Origin of the sequence: Rhodococcus marinonascens NBRC 14363 (assembly GCF_001894885.1) — a bacterium.
Classification (GTDB): domain Bacteria; phylum Actinomycetota; class Actinomycetes; order Mycobacteriales; family Mycobacteriaceae; genus Rhodococcus_F; species Rhodococcus_F marinonascens.
The window spans coordinates 1-20,027 of the sequence record NZ_BCXB01000049.1; the positions used below are offsets into that span (position 1 = coordinate 1).

General features: G+C 63.8%; 14 protein-coding genes and 2 pseudogenes. 4 read left to right on the forward strand and 12 right to left on the reverse strand.

Annotation, left to right across the window (positions count from 1 at the left end; all coding sequences use genetic code 11):
* On the reverse strand, nt 1-538 hold a 538-nt coding region (locus tag RM2_RS21050; protein WP_507762068.1), incomplete at its 3' end, for an SRPBCC family protein.
* A 99-nt stretch (nt 539-637) separates the two neighbouring features.
* On the opposite strand from RM2_RS21050, the pseudogene RM2_RS21055 reads away from it, so the two are divergent.
* Nucleotides 638-2,042, forward strand: a pseudogene (locus RM2_RS21055) (SDR family oxidoreductase); the annotation flags it as partial.
* A gap of 7 nt (nt 2,043-2,049) precedes the next feature.
* Here the strand turns inward: RM2_RS21055 and RM2_RS21060 are convergent.
* The 4 genes and pseudogenes from RM2_RS21060 to RM2_RS21075 all read right to left on the reverse strand — a co-directional run.
* A pseudogene (locus RM2_RS21060) lies at nt 2,050-2,439 on the reverse strand (lipocalin family protein); the annotation flags it as partial.
* Nucleotides 2,440-2,489: 50 nt separating this feature from the next.
* Nucleotides 2,490-4,313 carry a flavin-containing monooxygenase gene (locus tag RM2_RS21065; protein ID WP_072691463.1) on the reverse strand — a complete coding sequence of 608 codons (1,824 nt, stop codon included), beginning with the start codon at nt 4,311-4,313 and terminating at the stop codon, nt 2,490-2,492.
* Between the two features lie 48 nt (nt 4,314-4,361).
* Nucleotides 4,362-6,182: a flavin-containing monooxygenase gene (locus RM2_RS21070; RefSeq protein ID WP_072691464.1), complete on the reverse strand. Its 1,821-nt coding sequence runs from the start codon at nt 6,180-6,182 to the stop codon at nt 4,362-4,364.
* Nucleotides 6,183-6,364: 182 nt separating this feature from the next.
* Nucleotides 6,365-8,566 carry a malate synthase G gene (locus RM2_RS21075; RefSeq protein WP_072691465.1) on the reverse strand — a complete coding sequence of 734 codons (2,202 nt, stop codon included), beginning with the start codon at nt 8,564-8,566 and terminating at the stop codon, nt 6,365-6,367.
* 175 nt (nt 8,567-8,741) lie between these two features.
* Between RM2_RS21075 and RM2_RS21080 the strand changes: the two genes are divergently transcribed.
* A complete protein-coding gene (locus tag RM2_RS21080; protein WP_072691466.1) occupies nt 8,742-9,512 on the forward strand; it encodes an IclR family transcriptional regulator in 771 nt (256 codons plus the stop codon).
* A gap of 8 nt (nt 9,513-9,520) precedes the next feature.
* On the opposite strand, the gene fdhD is transcribed toward RM2_RS21080, so the two are convergent.
* From fdhD to RM2_RS21105, 5 genes are all read right to left on the reverse strand, one after another.
* Entirely contained in the window at nt 9,521-10,342 is an 822-nt protein-coding gene (gene fdhD / locus RM2_RS21085; protein WP_072691467.1) for a formate dehydrogenase accessory sulfurtransferase FdhD, read from the reverse strand.
* Entirely contained in the window at nt 10,342-12,645 is a 2,304-nt protein-coding gene (locus tag RM2_RS21090; RefSeq protein WP_072691468.1) for an FdhF/YdeP family oxidoreductase, read from the reverse strand. Before RM2_RS21090 ends, fdhD begins: the two co-directional genes overlap by 1 nt.
* The gene (locus RM2_RS21095) at nt 12,638-13,282 is read right to left on the reverse strand and encodes an MBL fold metallo-hydrolase (RefSeq protein ID WP_072691469.1); all 645 of its coding nucleotides are present in this window, start codon (nt 13,280-13,282) and stop codon (nt 12,638-12,640) included. The genes RM2_RS21090 and RM2_RS21095 overlap by 8 nt, the downstream gene beginning before the upstream one ends.
* Entirely contained in the window at nt 13,279-14,364 is a 1,086-nt protein-coding gene (locus RM2_RS21100; RefSeq protein ID WP_072691470.1) for an S-(hydroxymethyl)mycothiol dehydrogenase, read from the reverse strand. Before RM2_RS21100 ends, RM2_RS21095 begins: the two co-directional genes overlap by 4 nt.
* 142 nt (nt 14,365-14,506) lie before the next feature.
* Nucleotides 14,507-15,646, reverse strand: coding sequence for a serine hydrolase domain-containing protein (locus RM2_RS21105; RefSeq protein WP_072691474.1), 1,140 nt, complete (start codon nt 15,644-15,646; stop codon nt 14,507-14,509).
* A 342-nt stretch (nt 15,647-15,988) separates the two neighbouring features.
* On the opposite strand from RM2_RS21105, the gene RM2_RS21110 reads away from it, so the two are divergent.
* Together RM2_RS21110 and RM2_RS21115 are read left to right on the forward strand one after the other, a co-directional pair.
* Nucleotides 15,989-16,231 (forward strand): hypothetical protein, encoded by a 243-nt coding sequence (locus RM2_RS21110; protein WP_072691471.1) that lies wholly within the window; start codon nt 15,989-15,991, stop codon nt 16,229-16,231.
* A 94-nt stretch (nt 16,232-16,325) separates the two neighbouring features.
* Nucleotides 16,326-16,937, forward strand: coding sequence for a TetR/AcrR family transcriptional regulator (locus RM2_RS21115; protein ID WP_072691472.1), 612 nt, complete (start codon nt 16,326-16,328; stop codon nt 16,935-16,937).
* 61 nt (nt 16,938-16,998) lie between these two features.
* Here the strand turns inward: RM2_RS21115 and RM2_RS21120 are convergent, their stop codons facing one another.
* Nucleotides 16,999-17,976 carry an alpha/beta hydrolase gene (locus RM2_RS21120; RefSeq protein WP_245814077.1) on the reverse strand — a complete coding sequence of 326 codons (978 nt, stop codon included), beginning with the start codon at nt 17,974-17,976 and terminating at the stop codon, nt 16,999-17,001.
* 176 nt (nt 17,977-18,152) lie between these two features.
* Nucleotides 18,153-20,027 (reverse strand): thioesterase domain-containing protein (locus RM2_RS21125; protein ID WP_139277870.1); only part of this gene is annotated, 1,875 nt, incomplete at its 5' end.

A 20,027-nucleotide genomic window follows, 5' to 3' on the forward strand; every position in this document is an offset into this window, starting at 1 on the left:
GGCGTACGAGACGCACGACCCTGTGGCCGCCCGTGCTCAGGAACGCAGTCAGTGCGGAGCCGACGAGACCTGAACTGCCCGTCACTGCGATCGTAAGGTGGCCAGGCAAGAGCGTCGACGACCACTGGTGCCGCGCGATGTCATCCGCGAGTTGACGGTGCCGGTAGACGAACGTCGACCGGAGAAACCTGCCTGGCACGACGGTGTCGACGCGGTCTGTAACCCGGGTCGAACTCTCCGACACGACGTCGAATACGTGCGAGTGCCGCCACGGCACGAGCAATCGGATCGGCAGTGCGGACGAGTAGTCGACGAACCGGTGCGGCGGGTCGTACTCCTTCGGATCGTGCTGTGCGGCCCACGGCAGACCGCCTGGCAACCGAAGTTCCGCGCGGCCCGATTCGAGGGACTGGGACTCCCGCTCGAGCCTCAACGGCTGCCAGGGCGGTGACAGTCGGGTGAACGCCCCCGGCCTGCTGTGCCAGGCGAACAACTCGTCCCGTGGGGCTTCGACGACGCTCGAATGCACGATGCCCATTTCTCGACCCTAGCCATGATCTGGGCCGAATCAGGGACGAACACGGGTAGCGTATGAGAATGGCGCAGCTACGCCACTGGTGACAAGTTCTACCGGTACATCGGCGGACGCCTTGCTCCCCGGCTTATCGAAGGCGGCTACCAGGTGCGGGTGCTGGCGCGCTCGCCTGACAAGCTCGCGGACGTTCCCTGGGCGTCCGACGTCGAGATCGCCCGCGGGGACCTGAGTAATCCCGGATCCCTCACTGCCGCATTCGCGAACGTCGATGTCATCTACTACCTCGTACATTCGATGGGCGGCCCGGACGAGTTCGAAGACACAGCACGGATCGGCGCGGAGAACGTCGCGAAGTCAGCCCGGGATTGTGGAGTGGGGCGCATCGTCTACCTCGGCGGGCCGCATCCCGACTCGGCAGATCTTTCGCAACATCTGCGCTCACGAACTCGGGTGGGTGAGATCCTCATCGAATCCGGAATTCCGACAATGGTTTTGCAGTTTGGTGTCGTCATCGGATCGGGCTCCGCGTCCTTCGAGATGATTCGGCATCTGACCGACCGACTACCGGTTATGACCACTCCGTGGTGGGTGGACAACAAGATCCAGCCGATCGCGGTTCGAGACGTGCTGCACTACCTCGTGGCGGCGGCGCAGGCTCCGCTCCCGCGCAGTCGTACGTACGCTATCGGCGGGCCCGATGTCATCAGGTATGGCGAAATGATGCAGATCTACGCGGAGATCGCCGGCCTTAAACGCCGTCGCATTCTCGTCCTCCCCGCGCTGACGCCGAAACTCGCCGGCTTGTGGATCGGACTCGTGACCCCGATTCCCCTTTGCCGGTCACTGATCGAGTCATTGCGGGACCACGCCGTCGCCGGCGAGCACGAAATCGACAACGTGATACCGCCCCCCCAAGAGGGACTCACTGCCTATCGGGAAGCCGTGCAATTGGCGCTACGAAGAACGAACAACGGTGAAGTGGAGACCACGTGGGCCGGCGCATCTCCCGTCGGCGCATCCTCGGAACCTCCGCCGTCCGACCCTCAGTGGACCGGCGAAGTCGTCTATACCGACGAGCGTACGAAGGACTGCGCCACCGAAGCCGCAGCGCTGTGGAGCGTGGTCAAGAGTATCGGCGGCGAGAACGGCTGGTACTCGTTCCCCCCTCGCGTGGTCCGTCCACGGCTGGCTCGACCGAGTGATCGGCGGTGTCGGGCTCACTCGAGGACGCCGAAACCCGAAGCATCTCAATACCGGTGACCCGTTGGACTTCTGGCGGGTGGAACGCATCGAACGGGGCACGCTACTACGACTGCGCGCCGAAATGCGGGCACTAGGCGGTGCGCGGCTCGATGGGCGGGTACAAGCAGTGGGCGCGAGGCGCTCCCGCATCGATCAGCGGGCGACATTTTTGCCGAAAGTCCTGGCGGGACGCTTGTATTGGTACTCCATATTGCCGTTCCGCGGAGTCATTTTCAGAGGAATGATGGAGAACATCACCGGCGCGCCGCCCGTCAGAGCGTGCACAGTGGCTGAACCCCTTCTTTGCCGCCAGTGGTCGGGGATGTCAGCAGCAGGCAGGAGTTATAGCCTCGCGACTCCACCACCTGCCGAATCTGCATCCACCCCGCATCGTCGACCGTCGGCGTGCGAGAGAGGACGAATCCCGATGCCCTTGCCGGATCACCGACCAGCGCCCATGAGTAGTCGTCGGCGATGTAGGTGACCACATAGTTGGTGGGACCGTCCGGCGAACTCCGGAACGGAACGTCAGTAAAGCTCACGTGCAGTTGGGCGTTGGTGACTGGATCGTTGGCGCGCGCATTTCCGTTGACACCGTTCGTTCCCCCCGTCCACGTTGTACACGAGTTGGCCACGCTGATGTTCGACGGATCGACGAATCCCTACGTCGCCGGGTCCACCGAACCCACCGACATCTTCGCGACCGTGACCCTCAGCTGAGGTGATGCACCTTCGGTAACCCGTAGACCGGGGTCGGGATTCCCTCGTACCTGGCCTTCAACTGCAGGGCGAGGTACAGGGAGTACTGCCGCGCTTGAGCCAGATTTCCGCCCTGGAACCACAGCGCTTCCTGCTGGGTGGGCTTCCACATATTGCGCTCCTCGCCCTCCCACGGGCCCGGATCCTTGGTCGTGGCGGAGCCGAGCCCCCAGCACTTTCCGACCTTGTCGGCCACTTCCTGACCCATGAGGTCGGCCGCCCAGCCGTTCATCGGGCCGTAGCCTGTGGCATAGACGACCAGATCGGCTGGCAACTCGGTGCCGTCGGCGAGAACAACGGCGTCCTCGGTGAGCCGTTCCACCTGCCCGGACGCGAGGCCGATGCTGCCGTCGGCGACCAGCTCGGACGCGCCCACGTCGATGTAGTAGCCGGAGCCGCGGCGCAGGTACTTCATGGCGAGCCCCGACTCGTCGTCGCCGAAATCGAACGTGAATCCAGCCTTTTCGAGCCGGTCGTAGAGGTCCTTGTCCCGCTCGGCGACCTTCTCGTAGATCGGGATCTGGAACTCGTGCATGATCTTGTAGGGCAGTGCCGCGGATGTGAGGTCGGCCTTCTCCGTCGTCATGCCCGCCGCGAGCGCACGCTCCGAATACAGGTCGCCGAATCCGAGGTCCATCAGCGTTTCCGACTTCACGACAAGCGTGGACGAACGCTGCACCATCGTCACATCGGCACCGTTCTCGTACAACGCCTGGCAGATGTCATGAGCCGAGTTGTTCGAGCCGATCACCACGGCGCGCTTGCCGGTGTAGGCGTCGGGGCCCGGATGCAGGCTCGAATGATGCTGCTCGCCGGCGAATACGTCCCGACCGGCGAAGGCCGGGACGTGGGGCTTGCCGGACACCCCGGTCGCGAGCACGAGATGCTTCGGGTGCAGCACCACCTCCTCACCGGCGCGATCGAGGACGACGGTCCACTCCTTCGTCTCCTCATCGAACTTCGCTGACCTGCAGGTGGTGGACCCCCAGTACGGAATCTCCATCACCTTCGTGTACATCTCGAGCCAGTCGCCGATCTTGTCCTTCGGTGAGAACACCGGCCAGTTTTCGGGGAAGGGCAGATACGGGAGGTGGTCGAACCAGACCGGGTCGTGCAGGCACAGCGACTTGTACCGCTTGCGCCACTGGTCGCCGGGGCGTTCGTGCTTGTCGACAACGATCGCCGGAACGCCGAGCTGACGCAGTCGCGCACCCAGTGCGATACCGCTCTGGCCGCCGCCGATCACCAGCACGTACGGCTGGCGGGTGGAACCGAGTTCCTGCTCCTCGATCTCACGCTTCTCCGCCCAGCTCCAGGTGTCCCCACCGGAACCGTGGACCGCGCCGTTGGCGCGATTGTTACCCCGCCGCTCTTCGTGGCCCTTCAACTCCTCCATCGTGGTGAAGAAGGTCCACGCCTCGTCGCCCTTCAGACGCAGGTGCCCCTTGCCTCGGCTGGTTGCGGTCTCGAATTCGATCCACGCGGATATGACGCCGTCGGCTTCCTCAGGCGCCTCGCTGGTGTGGAAGTTCGCCGGATCGGTGTCGTCGAGCCGCGAGTGCAACATCGCGGTGACGCCGTCTCGGCCCTCGACCGTCGTGATATTCCAGGTGAACGTCACCAAGTCGCGCCAGAAACTGTCCACCGCGAACATCCCTGCAGCGCGGTCGATGTCGCGGTCGCTGAGGGCGGACTCGAAGCTCGCCAACCACAGATCGACTCGTTCCTGAGGTGTCATTGCCATGTGGTCCGCAGGCGGCAGAACTGACTTCGTCATGTGGCGCTCCTCACACTCCGCAACCCAGAGTAGCGGCGCCGTGGCGTCTCAGCTGAGGTGATGCACCTGCGGCAACCCGTAGACGGGGGTCGGGATTCCCTCGTACCCGGCCTTCAACTGCAGAGCGAGGTATAGGGAGTACTGCCGCGCCTGAGACAGACCTCCGCCCTGGAACCACAACCCTTCCTGCCGGGTGGGCTTCCACATATTCTGTAGCTCGCCCTCCCACGGACCCGGATCCTTGGTGGTGTCGGAGCCGAGCCCCCAACACCTCCCGACCTTGTCGGCCACGTCCTGACCCATCAGGTCGGCCACCCAACCGCTCATCGAACCGTAACCGGTGGCGTAGACGACCAGGTCGGCCGGCAACTCGGTACCGTCTGCGAGCACCACGGCGTCCTCGGTCAACCGCTCCACCTGCCCCGACGCGAGGCGGATGCTGCCGTCGGCGACCAGATCCGACGCACCGACGTCGACGTAGAAACCGGATCCGCGGCGCAGGAACTTCATGGAGAGCCCCGACCCGTCGTCCCCGAAGTCCAGTTTGAATCCTGCCCTCTCGAGCCGGTCGTAGAGGTCCTTGTCCCGCTCGGCGACCTTCTCGTAGATCGGGATCTGGAACTCGGGCATGATCCGGTAGGGCACCGCCGCGGAAATGAGGTCGGCCTTCTCCGTTGTCATACCCGCCGCGAGTGCATCCTCCGAATACAGGTCTGCGATAAGGTCCCTCAGCGTTTCCGACTTGACGACGTGTGTGGACGAACGCTGCACCATCGTCACATCGGCACCGTTCAGGTGCAATGCCTGGCAGATGTCATGGGCCGAGCTGTTCGAGCCGATCACGACGACACGCTTGCCTGCGTAAGCGGCGGGCCCCGGATGTTGACTGGAATGATGCTGCTCGCCGCGGAACACGTCCCGGCCGGGGAAGTCCGGGACGTGGGGCTTGCCGTGCACCCCGGTCGCGAGCACGACCTGCTTCGGGTGCAGCACCACGCGCTGCCCGGCACGGTCGAGAACGACGGTCCACTCCCTCGCGCCCTCGTCGAACTTGGCCGACGTACAAGTGGTGGAGGCCCAGTAGGGAATCTCCATCACCTTCGTGTACATCTCGAGCCAGTCTCCGAGCTTGTCCTTCGGCGAGAACACCGGCCAATTATCGGGAAAGGGCAGATACGGGAGGTGGCTGAACCAGACCGGATCGTACAGGCACAGCGACTTGTACCGTTTGCGCCACTGATCACCCGGCCGTTCATGCCTGTCGACGACCAGCGCCGGAACGCTGAGCTGACGCAACCGCGCGCCCAGCATTATCCCACCCTGGCCACCGCCGATCACCAGCACGTACGGCTGACGGGTGTACCCGAGTTCCCGCTCCTCGATCTCGCGCCATTCCGCCCAACTCCGGGTGTCCCCGCCGGAACCGTGCACCGCACCGTTGACGCGAGTCGGACCCCGCCGCTCTTCGTGACCCTTCAACTCCTCCATCGTGGTCAGCAGCGTCCACGCCTGCTCACCCTCGAGCCGCAAGTGCCCCTTGCCTCGGCCGGTCGCCGTCTCAAACTCGATCAACGCGGACGTGACGCCATCGGCCTCCTCTGGCTCCTCGCTGGTACGGAAGTTCGACGGATCGGTGTCGTCGAGCCGCGCCCGCAGCATCGCGGTGACACCGTCACGGCCCTCGACCGTCACGATATTCCAGGTGAACGTCACCAAGTCGCGCCAGAAACTGCCGACCGCGAACATCGCTGCGACACGGTCGGTGTCGCGGTCGGAGAGGGCGGACTCGAAATCCGCCAACCACAGATCGACTCGTTCGCGAGGTGTCGATGTCAGGTGGTCCACAGGCGGCAGGACTGACTTCGTCATGTGATGCTCCTTACACTCCGCAACCCAGAGTAGCGACGCCGTGGAATCCCGGAGATGTCACGGCAGCGGGCAGCGAAGCGCTCGCCCCTCATGGCCACGTATGCCGATGGGAGAAACACCGCAGGGAGTGCTTGTCGGGCTATGCGCGGCCCGACAAGCACTCCCTGATGGGGTCAGACGAGTCAGGCGGTGGTGGACGATGCTGCTGCTGCGGCCTTGAATTCGCGGCGGCGGCGGTGCAGGATCGGCTCGGTGTACCCGGAGGGCTGTTTCGCGCCTTCGAGGATGAGTTCCTTCGCTGCCTGGAAGGCGATGCTGGAGTCGAAGTTCGGGGCCATCGAACGGTAGGTCGGGTCACCCTCGTTCTGCCGGTCGACCACCGGTGCCATCCGTTCGAGAGCCGCGACCACCTCCGTCTCGGTGACGATGTGATGGTGGATCCAGTTCGCGAGAAGTTGACTGGAGATACGGAGGGTGGCCCGGTCTTCCATCAGGGCGACGTCGTGGATGTCGGGAACCTTCGAGCAGCCGACACCGGCGTCGATCCACCGCACCACATACCCGAGGATCGACTGGCAGTTGTTGTCGAGTTCCTCGCGCTTTTCCGCCTCGGACCAGTCGGTGTTCTCTGCGAGGGGCACGGTGAGGATATCGTCCAGGGTCGCCCGAGGGTGACCCCTCAACTCGTCTTGAAGGGCGAAGACGTCGACCTGGTGGTAGTGGGTGGCGTGCAACGTCGCCCCCGTTGGGGACGGAACCCACGCGGTGTTCGCGCCGGCCTTCGGATGGCCGATCTTCTGTTCGAGCATCTCGGCCATCAGTTCGGTCATCGCCCACATGCCCTTCCCGATCTGGGCTCGCCCCTGTAGGCCCGCGGCCAGGCCGGTATCCACGTTCCAGTCCTCGTAGGCGCCGATCCACTTCTGCGCCTTCATCACGGCCTTGCGGACCATCGGGCCGGCCTCCATCGAGGTGTGGATCTCGTCGCCGGTGCGGTCGAGGAACCCCGTGTTGATGAACACCACTCGCTGCGCGGCTTCCTTGATGCAGGCGGCCAGGTTGACCGTGGTGCGGCGTTCCTCGTCCATGATCCCCACCTTGATCGTGTTGGCGGGCAGGCCCAGCACATCTTCGACGCGGCCGAAGAGTTCGGTGGTGAACGCGACCTCGTCCGGGCCGTGCTGCTTGGGTTTGACGATGTAAATCGACCCGGTGCGGGAGTTGTCCAAGGGGCCCGTTGCTTCTGAGATCGACCGGCCGTGAATGGCGCAGAGAGAGGTGATCAGTGCGTCCAGAATGCCTTCGGGGACCTCCTTGCCGTCGGCGTCGAGGATCGCCGGATTCGTCATCAGATGTCCGACGTTGCGAACGAACAACAACGACCGTCCGTGCAACGCCAGGTCGCCACCATCGGGGGCGGTGTAGACCCGGTCCGGATTCAACGTGCGGGTGAAGGGCTTTCCGCCCTTCGCCATTTCCGCGGTGAGGTCACCGCGGTTGAGGCCCAGCCAGTTGCGATAGCCGATCACCTTGTCATCGGCGTCTACGGCAGCAACCGAGTCTTCGAAGTCCATGATCGTGGTGACTGCTGACTCGAGAACCACGTCCTTGACCCCGGCCGGGTCGGTGGACCCGATCGGGGAGTCCGGGTCGATCTGAACCTCGGCGTGCAGGCCGTGGTTGCGCAGCAACACGCTGGTGGGGGAACCCTTCTCGCCCAGATACCCGACGAAGGTACCCGGGTTCGCCAGCGTGGTGGTGCTGCCGTCCGCCAGAGTGATACTCAGGCCGGTTCCGTCGACGAAGTACCTGGTGGAATCCGCGTGTGAACCCGACGCCAGAGGCGCAGCGGTGTCCAGGAAGTTGCGGGCCCAGGCGATGACTCGGTCGCCACGGACCTTGTTGTACCCGGCGCCCTTTTCTGCGCCACCGTCCTCGGGAATGGCATTGGTGCCGTACAGGGCGTCGTACAGCGATCCCCACCGGGCGTTGGAGGCGTTCAAAGCGAAGCGGGCGTTGAGGACTGGGACCACCAACTGCGGGCCCGCAGTCGAGGTGATCTCGGTGTCCACATTCGCGGTTGTCACCTCGAACGGGGCAGGGACGGGCACCAGGTACCCGATCTCGGTCAGAAAGGCCTGGTATTCGGCCTGATCGATCGGCTTCCCCGCTCGGTCACGGTGCCAGGAATCGATCTTCGTCTGGAGGTCTTCACGGACGGCGAGCAGATCCCGGTTCTTCGGCGCCAACTCGTGGATCACCCTGTCTGCACCGGACCAGAACGCATCGACGTCTACGCCGGTACCGGGCAGAGCCTCGTTCCTGATGAAGTCGTAGAGCACCTTCGCGACCTGAAGACCGCCGACCTGAACACGCTCAGTCATGAAACGCCTCACCCTTCCGCACTTTGTGATAACTTCCATGATACGGAAACACAGTTTCGTATCTTGACATAGAGAAAACCTTGTCAAGAGGTGTCCTGTCAACACCGGCGCCACCGTGCGGCGAGATCATGTGTGCTCAGCGACCGTGGTAGCACCGGAGAAGATGGAGCCAGACATGCCGAACGGCCAGAATCCGGCCGGTGGAGTGCAGTCGGTCGAACGCGCATTCGAGATGCTCGAGATCATGGCGAGCGCCGGCGGGTCCATCGGAGTCAGCGAACTCGCCGACATTGCCGGGCTGCCCCTGCCGACGATCCATCGACTCATCCGCACACTGATGAATCGTGGGTATGTCCGACAGCTACCGACCAGGCGATACGCCCTCGGCCCCAAGCTTATTCGACTCGGCGAAAGCGCCACTGCGCTGATCGGCGCCTGGTCCCGTCCACATCTCTCGGAACTGGTGAGAGGCACCGGCGAGACCGCGAACATGGCCGTCCTCGACGGCACCATGGCCGTCTACGTCGCACAGGTGCCGTCCGAACACGCTATGCGCATGTTCACGGAGGTCGGCCGTCGCGTGTACTCGCACTGCACCGGCGTCGGCAAGGCTCTACTCATGCAACTGTCCAACGAGGCAGTTCGCTCGCTCGTGAACCGGGCAGGAATGCCGACCTATACCGAGAATTCACTGATGGACCCCGACTCACTCATCTCGGATCTGGAACTGAGCCGGAAGCGCGGGTACGCGATTGACGAGGGTGAACTCGAGATCGGCGTCCGATGCTTCTCGGTTCCGGTGCCGAACGCACCCACACCTACTGCAATCTCCGTCTCAGGGCCCGCAGCCCGCGTCACCATCGAGTCGGCAGACCACATCGTTCCACTCCTCGCGCGGGTCGCGAAGGAGCTCGCCACAGAGTTCGACAAGAACGCCGCACTGTAGCCGTCGGGTCAGGTAATGCGTTCCGGGTGGGAATAGACGTTCATCGTCGAATCACGCAGGAACCCGATGAGGGTGAGACCGGCGTCACGGGCGAGCTCGATAGCGAGCGACGACGGAGCCGACACCGCTGCGAGCACGGGAATGCCGGCCATTACCGCCTTCTGCGCCAGTTCGAACGACGCCCGCCCGCTGACGAGCAGGACGGTCCCCCTCAGCGGAAGGCGATTCTGCTCGGTCGCCCACCCGATCACCTTGTCGACCGCGTTGTGTCTGCCGATATCCTCCCGACTCGCAAGCAATTCACCAGTGCCAGAAAATAATCCGGCTGCATGCAAACCGCCGGTGACATCGAATACCCGTTGAGCGGCCCGCAGCTCGGCCGGCAACTCGGCGATCGCGGAGGCCGAAACCCGCACCGTATCACCGGCAGGTGGGTGCCGAGTCCGCTGGCGGATCGCGTCCAACGACGCCTTTCCACACACCCCACACGAGGATGTGGTGTAAAAGTTGCGCTGGATCCCAGTGTCGGGAAGCGTCACTCCCGCCGCGAGATCGACGTCGAGGACGTTGTACGTGTTGACCCCGTGCTCGTCGACGCTGTTGCAGTAGCGCACCGACACGATGTCGGAACGATCCGCGACAATCCCCTCGGTCAGCAGAAATCCTTGCGCCAGTTCTATATCAGACCCCGGTGTCCGCATCGTCACGGCCAGTGGCGTCCCGTTCACCCTGATTTCAAGGGGCTCTTCGACCACCACAGTGTCCGGGCGTATCGACTGCCGCGTGCCCGTAATCCGGGTGACCGGGGTGCGAGTGGTGACACGTCCCATCAGGGACGCCGTTCGATACGGATCGTAATCGCCTTGGACACAGGAGTGTTCGACTTCCGTGCCACGTGATCGAGAGGAACCAGCGGGTTCGTCTCCGGGTAGTATGCGGCCACGTTTCCGACCGGAGTCGGGTAGGGCACTAACCGGAAGTCCTCGGCGCGACGCTCTTGCACCTTCCCTTCGACGTCAGTCCATTCCGAGACCAGGTCCACCCGATCCCCGGCGGTACCACTGAACGCTGCGATGTCATCGGGGTGGATGAACAGCACGCGACGCCCACCCTTCACCCCGCGATAACGGTCATCGAGGCCGTAGATGGTGGTGTTGTACTGATCGTGACTGCGCATCGTCTGCAACATCAGTCGCCCCTCCGGAACCGGCAGCCAGGACAACTCGTTGACGGTGAAATTCGCCTTCCCCGTCGATGTGTCGAAGCGGCGTTCGTCCCGAGGCGGATGCGGCAATGCGAACCCGTCCGGCTGCCGCACCTTCCGGTTGAAATCCTCGAACCCAGGGATCACACGGGCGATCGAATCACGGATCCGATCGTAATCGGCCGTGTACTCCTGCCACGGCACCGCATGGTCTGTACCGAACAGCGCTGTAGCGATCCCACACACGATCGCGACCTCGCTCCGCAGATGTTCACTGGTGGGCTGGAGGTTGCCTCGGGAGAGATGCACCACCGACATCGAATCCTCCACCGACACCTTCTGCTTGCCGCTCGACTGAACATCACGGTCCGTGCGTCCCAGCGACGGCAGGATCAATGCGGTCTCACCGGTGACGAGGTGACTGCGGTTGAGTTTCGTCGACACTTGCACCGTGAGCGTGCACCGGCGCATTGCCGCCTCGGTGACCTCGGTGTCCGGGGTGGCGGAGACGAAATTGCCACCCATCCCGACGAACACCGACGCCTTGCCGTCGCGCATGGCGCGGATCGAGTCGACCGCGTCGAATCCGTCCTCTCGGGGGGAGGTGATGCCGAACTCCGCGTCGAGCGCGGCGAGGAAGGATTCGGGCATCTTCTCCCAGATTCCCATCGTCCGATCACCTTGGACGTTGGAGTGCCCCCGAACCGGGCACACGCCGGCCCCGGGCTTCCCGATCATTCCCTGCAGCAGCAGTAAGTTCACGGCATCCTGAATCGTCGCGACTCCATGGGTGTGCTGGGTCAGCCCCATGGCCCAGCAGATAATCGTCTTCTTCGACGCGATCAGCGCGTCCGCGGTCCGACGAATCTGGTCCGGCGACAGGCCCGTCGCCTGAGCAACCGTTCCCAGATCGACCTTACGGATGTGCGCCGCGTACTCCTCGAATCCCGCAGTGTGCCGGTCGATGAATTCGCGGTCGATCACGGTGCCCGGGTTGCGATCCTCTTCCTCCAGCAACAGCCTGCCCAACCCTTGGAACAGGGCCTGGTCGCCGCCTAACCGAATTTGCAGGAACTCGTCCGCGATCGCGATGCCGTCACCGATCACCCCGTGCACCTTCTGCGGATCCTTGAATCGCATCAGGCCTGCCTCGGGCAGTGGGTTGATCGCAATCACCCGAGCCCCGTTCGCTTTCGCACTCTCCAGAGTCGAGAGCATGCGCGGGTGATTGGTGCCCGGGTTCTGGCCCGCGATCAAGATCAAGTCCGCCGACTCGATGTCGAAAACCGATACCGAGCCCTTTCCGATCCCGATCGACTCCGACAACGCCGAACCCGTGGACTCGTGGCACATGTTCGAGCAGTCCGGCATGTTGTTCGTCCCGAAAGCGCGAATCATCAGTTGATACAGGAACGCTGCCTCGTTCGACGTGCGCCCGGACGTGTAGAACACCGCCTCGTGGGGCGATCCCAGCGCCCGTAACTCGCCTGCTATCAACGCGAACGCCGCATCCCACCCCAGCGGTTCGTAATGCGTCGCGCCCGGCGACAACACCATCGGATGTGTCAGCCGCCCTTGCTGCCCCAGCCAGTACTCGGTCTTCCCCAGTAACTCCGCCACCGAATGCCGGGCGAAGAACTCGGGGGTGATCGTGCGGGTCGTGGCCTCCTCAGCGACCGCCTTCACACCGTTCTCACAGAACTCGGCGTGCTTGCGGTGCCCCGGAGTCTCCGGCCACGCACACCCAGGGCAGTCGAACCCCTCGCGTTGATTCAACTTCAACAATGCCCGGGCGGTGCGGACCGGACCCATCTGCTCGACCCCACGACGTAACGACACCAACACCGCAGGAATACCCGCCGCATAGGTCTTCTCGGGCGTGACAACGACATCGTCCTCGTCGAAGGTGAACTTGTCGCTGCTAGTCATCCCGCGAGTTTACCCGCGCCAGCCAGCCGGCGAGATGCGGAGCTTCGGTGCCGATCGTGGTTCCCCCGCCGTGCCCGGTGTGAACGAGCGTCTCTTCTGGCAGGACGAAAAGTCGGTCGCGGATCGACCCGATAATCGTCGGGAAGTCGGAATAGGACCGGCCCGTCGCGCCCGGACCGCCGGAGAACAAGGTGTCTCCAGAGAACAGCGCTCCCGCCTCGGGCAGGTAGAGGCAAGACGATCCCGGCGAATGACCGGGAGTGTGGATCACTTGAATCTCGGTGCCGGCAATGGCGATACGCTGTTCGTCCTCGAGTTGTCGGTACCGCCCCCCGGGATGCGTCATGTTCCATAGCATGTCGTCGCCGGGATGCAGGAATACCGGGGCATCCAGCCTCGTGGCGAGTTCAGGAGCGACCGTGACGTGGTCGTTGTGGCCGTGCGTGCAGATTATCGCGTTGACGTGCCGGTCGCCGACTCCATCGATAATCGGTGACGCGTCGTGCGCCGCATCGACGATCACGACATCGGTGTCGTCACCGATCAGCCAGATGTTGTTGTCGACGTTCCACGTTCCACCATCGAGTGCGAAAGTTCCTTCGGTGACGACACTTTCGATCCGGAACCTGCCGCTCACAGGACAACCACCGAGCGCAGCACCTCACCGGCGTGCATCGTGTGGAACGCTTTTTCGACCTGGTCGATACCGATACGTTCGCTGACGAATTTTTCCAGCGGCAACCGTCCCTGCTGGTACAGGTCGACGAGCATGGGGAAATCCCGTTCGGGCAGGCAGTCGCCGTACCACGACGACTTCACCGCGCCACCGCGCGAAAAGAAGTCGACCAGCGGCATTTCGAGGGTCATGTCGGGAGTGGGCACACCGACCAGCACCACGGTGCCGGCGAGATCACGGGCGTAGAACGCCTGCTTCCAGGTTTCCGGGCGACCGACGGCGTCGATCACCACGTCGGCACCGAATCCGCCGGTGAGTTCCTGTACGGCCTCGACGACGTCGACCGTGGAACCGTTGATCGAGTGCGTGGCACCGAGGTCCTTCGCCCAGTCGAGTTTCTTGTCGTCCCGATCGATCGCAATGATCGTAGACGCACCGGCGAGGCGCGCGCCCATGATCGCGGCGTCACCGACACCACCGCACCCGATGACGGCAACACTGTCACCACGGCCAACGTTTCCGGTGTTCACGGCTGCACCGAAGCCGGCCATGACCCCGCAACCCAGCAATCCGACGACGGCCGGATCCGCCGACGGGTCCACCTTGGTGCACTGCCCGGCGTGGACGAGAGTCTTGTCGGCGAACGCGCCGATCCCCAGCGCGGGGGTGAGTTCGGTGCCGTCCTCGAGCGTCATCTTCTGCGACGCGTTGAACGTGTCGAAACAGTACTGCTGGCGGCCGCGCTTGCACGCGCGGCACTGACCGCACACGGCACGCCAATTCAGGACGACGAAGTCCCCGACCTGAACGGAGTCGACGCCCTCGCCGACGCTCTCTACGGTGCCCGCCGCCTCGTGCCCTAGCAGAAACGGGAACTCGTCGTTGATGCCACCGTCACGGTAGGTGAGGTCGGTGTGGCAGACCCCGCAGGTGGCGATATCGACGATCACCTCGCCGGGTCCGGGGTCGGGGACGTTGATTGTCGCGATCTCGACGGGGGCACCCTTCGAGCGGGCGATGACGCCTCGTACCTGCTGCGGCATTGAACTTGTTCCTTCGGTCGATCGGCTATCGTGGATCGGTGCATCGCGATACAGGCACCTCCCCTCAAACCTTACGGTCCGGTCGCGGCGAAGATACTGATCGGCGGGAGTGGTTGTCGCGGACGAGGCCGGTGCGAGTCGATCAGCCGAGCGCGTCGAAGGTAGCCGCTACGTACTGGGCGGTGCGGTCGGAGCCGAGGATCCCCAGACCCATCCGATTCATCACATAGGTCATGGTCATCCGACGTTCGGTGTCGATGACGATCTCAGAACCTCCCCACCCGCCCCAGAAGCAGATCCGGCCTTCCGGAATGAACGGAACTGACACAGGCGTCGGCAGGCCGTATCCGATTCCGAATCGGATCGGTTTCCCCAGAACCAGGTCGACGCCGTTCGACTGCTCTTGGAAGATCAACGCGATGGTGTCGGGAGACAAGAGGCGGACGCCGTCGAGTTCGCCGCCACACGCGACCACGGACTGGATTCGGGCAAGCGATCGGGCGTTGCCTTGACCTCCTGCCGCACCGTTCTCGGCAGTTCGCCACTCTCCGGACCAGGAGGCGGAGGCGTTGGCGGACGGCCCGGTGAATGTCTTGAGGGAGACGCTGCCGGGGTCGAGGGAGGTCAGGTCGATCGGAGGCGAAGGCGGCGGGATTACGTCCGACACTCGGCCGAACTCCGAGGGGTCCAGTCCGATATGGAAGTCGGCGCCCAGCGGTCCCGCGATCTCCTCGGCGACGAAACGTCCGAGCGTACGACCGTCGATACGGCGGATCAGTTCGCCGATCAGATGTCCGTAGCTGTGCACATGGTATCCGGAGACGCTGCCCGGCTCCCACCACGGAGCTTGCGCAGCAAGCCGTTTCGTCGACTCCGCGACGTCATACAGGTCCTCGCCCGTGATCGGCTGATCCCACGCCGGGACACCGGAGGTGTGCGAGAGGAGATGCCGGACCTCTACGCGTTCCTTGCCTCGAGCGGCGAATTCCGGCCAATACCGCGCGACAGGCGCATACACGTCCAGCAGTCCGCGCTCGACGAGCACCAGTGCGGCCAATGCGGTGACCGTCTTGGTGCAGGAAAACACGTTGGTGATGGTGTCCGGGCCCCACTCGGTGGCGCGACCCGCGTCCGACCACCCACCCCACATGTCGACGACGGGTACTCCGTCCAAGGTGACGACGATGGAGGCGCCAAGTTCCGCACCCGAATCGAGATTGTGCTTCAACGCTTCCTGCAACGCCGCGAAGCGGCTGTCGCACAGACCTCCGAATACTGTCACCACCGATTCCTCTCCACTAGTCGAAACAATATTGACCCTGACATCGGATTCACTCTAGATGCCCGGTCTGGTCTGAGACCACCGTTTCTGCAGAGGCCCTGTTCCATGACCTATGCGGTGCCGGACAGCCATTTTCTACTGAACCTCACTGCACAGCAGTAGATCCAATATCTTCTCTACCTGCGTGGAGTCCGCATGGGATCATTCTCGACATCTGTTCACCGTCACTGCGACCGCCAGGAGCATGATCCCCCACCCTGTCATACTTTCCGGTGTCGCTACGCTGGGCCGATGTCGCTACGGTTGGACACAACCCGACGCAACAACCCTTAGGAGGAAGCGGTGGTAGCCGTACAGATTCAGGTGGGCGATCTGGTTCAGGCGTCCGGTCACGCCGGTCCCTGGCTGGTGGTGGAGGTCAGCAAAGGGATGGCCTCGCTCCAGCATCCGGACGGCCACCGACTCTCGGTCCGGACAACAGCCCTTTCAGTGGTGCGCAAGGCGACCAGGCCGTCAGGTGAGATCGATTCGTCCGGAGGCGCAGATGGCGAGCCAACGGGAGATGCGCCCACTCTGTTCGACTAGTCGAGTATTCTCTTCTCAACCGAACCTTCGGTAGGTTAACGAGGTCGACGGCGCGCCGAAGCCGTGGAGTTTCGCACCTGGAAGGATTGCGCACATGGCCACGACACGCCCAGCACGGAAGAGTGGCTCCCCCGGACGTCCCGGCTACGACCTCGAATCTCTGCTCGCTGTCGCTGTGACCGTCTTCAACGACAAGGGCTACGACGGCACCAGCATGGAGGTACTCGCCCAGCGCCTGGGCATCACGAAGTCGTCGATCTATCACCACGTGTCCGGTAAGTCAGAACTGCTTGAACTGGCCCTGTCGCGCGCGCTGAACGCACTCTTTGCCGTCACCACCGAAGAGGAAGCCACGAACGGCCGCTACATCGAGAGGCTCGAATACCTGGTCCGTCGTAGCGTCGAGGTTCTCTCCGCGGAACTCCCCTACGTCACTCTGTTGTTGCGCGTGCGCGGGAACACGGCGGTCGAACGTCTCGCTCTCGCCCGCCGCCGTGAGTTCGACGCCTTCGTCAGCGACCTCGTCGTCGCGGCGGCGCAGGAGGGAGACTTGCGGCCCGGAATCGATCCCGCGCTCACCAGCCGTCTCGTTTTCGGCACGGTCAACTCGCTGATCGAGTGGTACCGCCCACGCACCGGGGGATCAGTTTCCGACCTCGCGGACGCGGTGGTCGAGCTCACGTTCGACGGACTGCGCCGCACCTGATCGGCCGAATGGCAACATCGAGTACATCGGCCGCCGCGATGTCCAGGACTTTGCCTCGAGATCAGGCAGAGAGGCCGAGGGACGCCGCCAGCTGCGGCCAGGAGTCGTGCAGGTCGTCCTGCCAGTATCCCCACGAATGTGTGCCCACGTCCCGAAAGTTGAACGTCGCCGGAATGTTCAACTCCTGCAGTCGATCCGCGAGGTTATGCGTGCACACGTCGGTAGCAACCTCGATAGCGCCACCGATCACGGCCTGATTCAGCCACCACAGCCCCTGCGGGGTGTCTGGGCGGGCCGGATCCTCGTAGGGACCGGGGAGCCCACTACCGTTCGCGATGTAGAGGGAGATCCCACGCAACTTCTCGGCGTTGACGAGTGGATCGTGCTCGCGCCAGCCGGGCCCGTCGTAGGGGCCCCACATGTTCCGCGCATCTCCGCCACCGGACAACTCGACGACCGTCCGGACGTAGGCCTGCCCGACAGGATCGCTGGTCTGCGCGCATCCACTGTATGAGCCGACACCTCGGTACAGATCCGGTGCCTGGGTCGCTAATTCGAGCACGGAAGTGGCCGCCATCGACAGGCCGGCGATCGCGTTGATCCCGTCGGTGCCGAGCGCAGAATCGATCACCGGAGGGAGTTCACGGGTGAGGAACGTCGTCCACTTGTTCCGCCCGAGTACCGGATCGTCGTTCACCCAGTCCGTGTAGTAACTGGAATCTCCCTCGGCCGGCATTACTACATTCGCGTCCTTGTCCCCAAAGAAATCGACGACGTCCGTCTGGTCCAACCAGTTCGCTTCGTTCTCACCGCCGCTCGCACCGTTTAGCAGATACAATGTCGGCCTCGGCACGCTTGTGTCGGCCGGACGAATCACCTGCAGCGGGATCACCCGATCCATCGACGGCGAGTACACGTACACCTCCCACCGGCGGTCGTCGATCTGGTCGATGTGGTCGACATACGCGGCCGATGGAGCCGCACCTGATCGCAAGAGCCCCGGGTCGGCACTCGCGGGTGCCGTCACGGTCAGACTCATCGCCAAGGTGATTACACTCAACACCCCCGCAGCCCATCGCCTACGCGCCGACTGCAGCCCAAGTGAACGTCCCTGCATCTTCAGTACCACCTTCGCATGCTCATTTCGGGCAACTGCCGCAATATCCGACTTTCGATATCGAAAACCCGGCTCCGAGCGGCACGGACGCCAACAACTCATGACCCACCCGCTACTATCCGGGATGGCTCGGTCGTGGACTGACCGGCCGATCCGTTCGGCGGTGTGTCCTCACCCGTGGTATTGCTCGAGATCTGGCCCACCAGGACCGAGGCATCGTTTATGACCGGGCCGACCAGAGCCAATGCCTCGGGGGAGGTCATCCGCCAGTGCGTAGCCGGCACCGGGTGGTTATCCACCTTGCCGGTAGCCGCCCCATCCCATCCTCGTACGGCTCGCGTACCGGTGGCATCGTCGGCGGTCGCGGTGAAGAACACAATGTCGCCGTCGAAGCGTTCGGGCCGATACTCCGACATCAACCGGGAGTTGCGCTCCGCCGTCGACAGGAGCCGCCCCACGACCTGCTCGGTTCGTTCCACCGACTGCCCCGTCAACCTGGCCAATTCCGTGGCGACAGCATCGACACTCAGATCGGAGGCGCTGGTTCCTGCTACGTCCTCGTCCACGCCGAAACCACCCAACAGCTCGCTCATGGTGATGCTTCCCGAAGATCCGTCCCCGTTCGCGTCCCTAGCGGACCCGACGAAGCTGTCCATCATGGCCAACAACTCCACCCGCTCACCTGCCGCCTGCAGACGGACCGCCATCGCATGGGCGATGACACCGCCCAGCGACCAACCGAGCAGCCGGTACGGGCCGGACGGCCGAACCGTGCGAATCTCGCTGATGTAGCGGTCCGCAAGTTCCTCGAGTGATTCGGGCACAAAACCCTCCTCGAGAATCGCGGGACTCTGGATGCCGTAAATCGGCATGTCACCGTCGAGGTGCCGAGTCAGACCCGTATAGCACCAGGACAATCCGACGATCGGGTGGATACAGAACAGCGGCGTCGCCTCACCGGACTCCCGGATCGGAAGAACCGGGCCGAAGCCCTCCGCGGCATCGCCCTCGACACCGGTGGCGATCCGACCGGCCAGTGCTTCCACCGTCGGATCTGAGAACAACCACTGCAACGCGACAGTCGTGTCGGCTTCGCTTCGCAACCGACCGATCACCCGGGTCGCGACCAACGAGTTGCCGCCCAGAGCGAAGAAATCATCGTCGAGTCCTACTCGCTCCACACCCAGAACCTCCGCGAAGACCCCCGCCACAATCTCCTGAACCGGAGTCGTCGGCGCCCGGAACACCCGCGGCGCCCACACCGGCACCGGCAACACCTTCCGATCCACCTTCCCACTCGAACTCAACGGGAACTCGTCGACCACCATCAGTACATCCGGCACCATGTACGCGGGAAGCACCCGGCCGACGGCCTCGCGCACCGCCTTCGTATCGACCGACCGGCCGCTCTCGGGCACCACATACCCGACCAACTGCTGACCGAGGTCGCTCTCGTGCACCACCACCACCGCCTGCGTGACACCATCCTGCACCACCAACGCCGCCTCGATCTCCCCCAACTCGATCCGCAGACCCCGCACCTTCACTTGGAAATCGGTGCGGCCCAAAAACTCCAACAGTCCATCACGGTTCCACCGAACCAGATCCCCCGTCCGATACAACCGCGAACCCGGCTCACCGAACGGATCCGCAATGAACCGCTCCGCTGTCAGATCCAGGCGCCCGAAATATCCGCGGGCCAGCTGCACCCCGCCCAGATACAACTCCCCCGGCACCCCCACCGGGGTCGGCTGCATCCGTCCATCCAGCACATACAGTTGCGTGTTCCACACCGGGACACCGATCGGGACGCTGAGCAAGTCTCGGTCATCACACCGGTAGTACGTAACACTCACCGCGGCTTCCGTCGGTCCGTACATGTTGTCCAGGCGTGCATCCGACTTCGCCGCCAAACGCCCGAACAGATCCACCGGCAATTCCTCGCCGCCGACATACACCAACCGCAACGATGC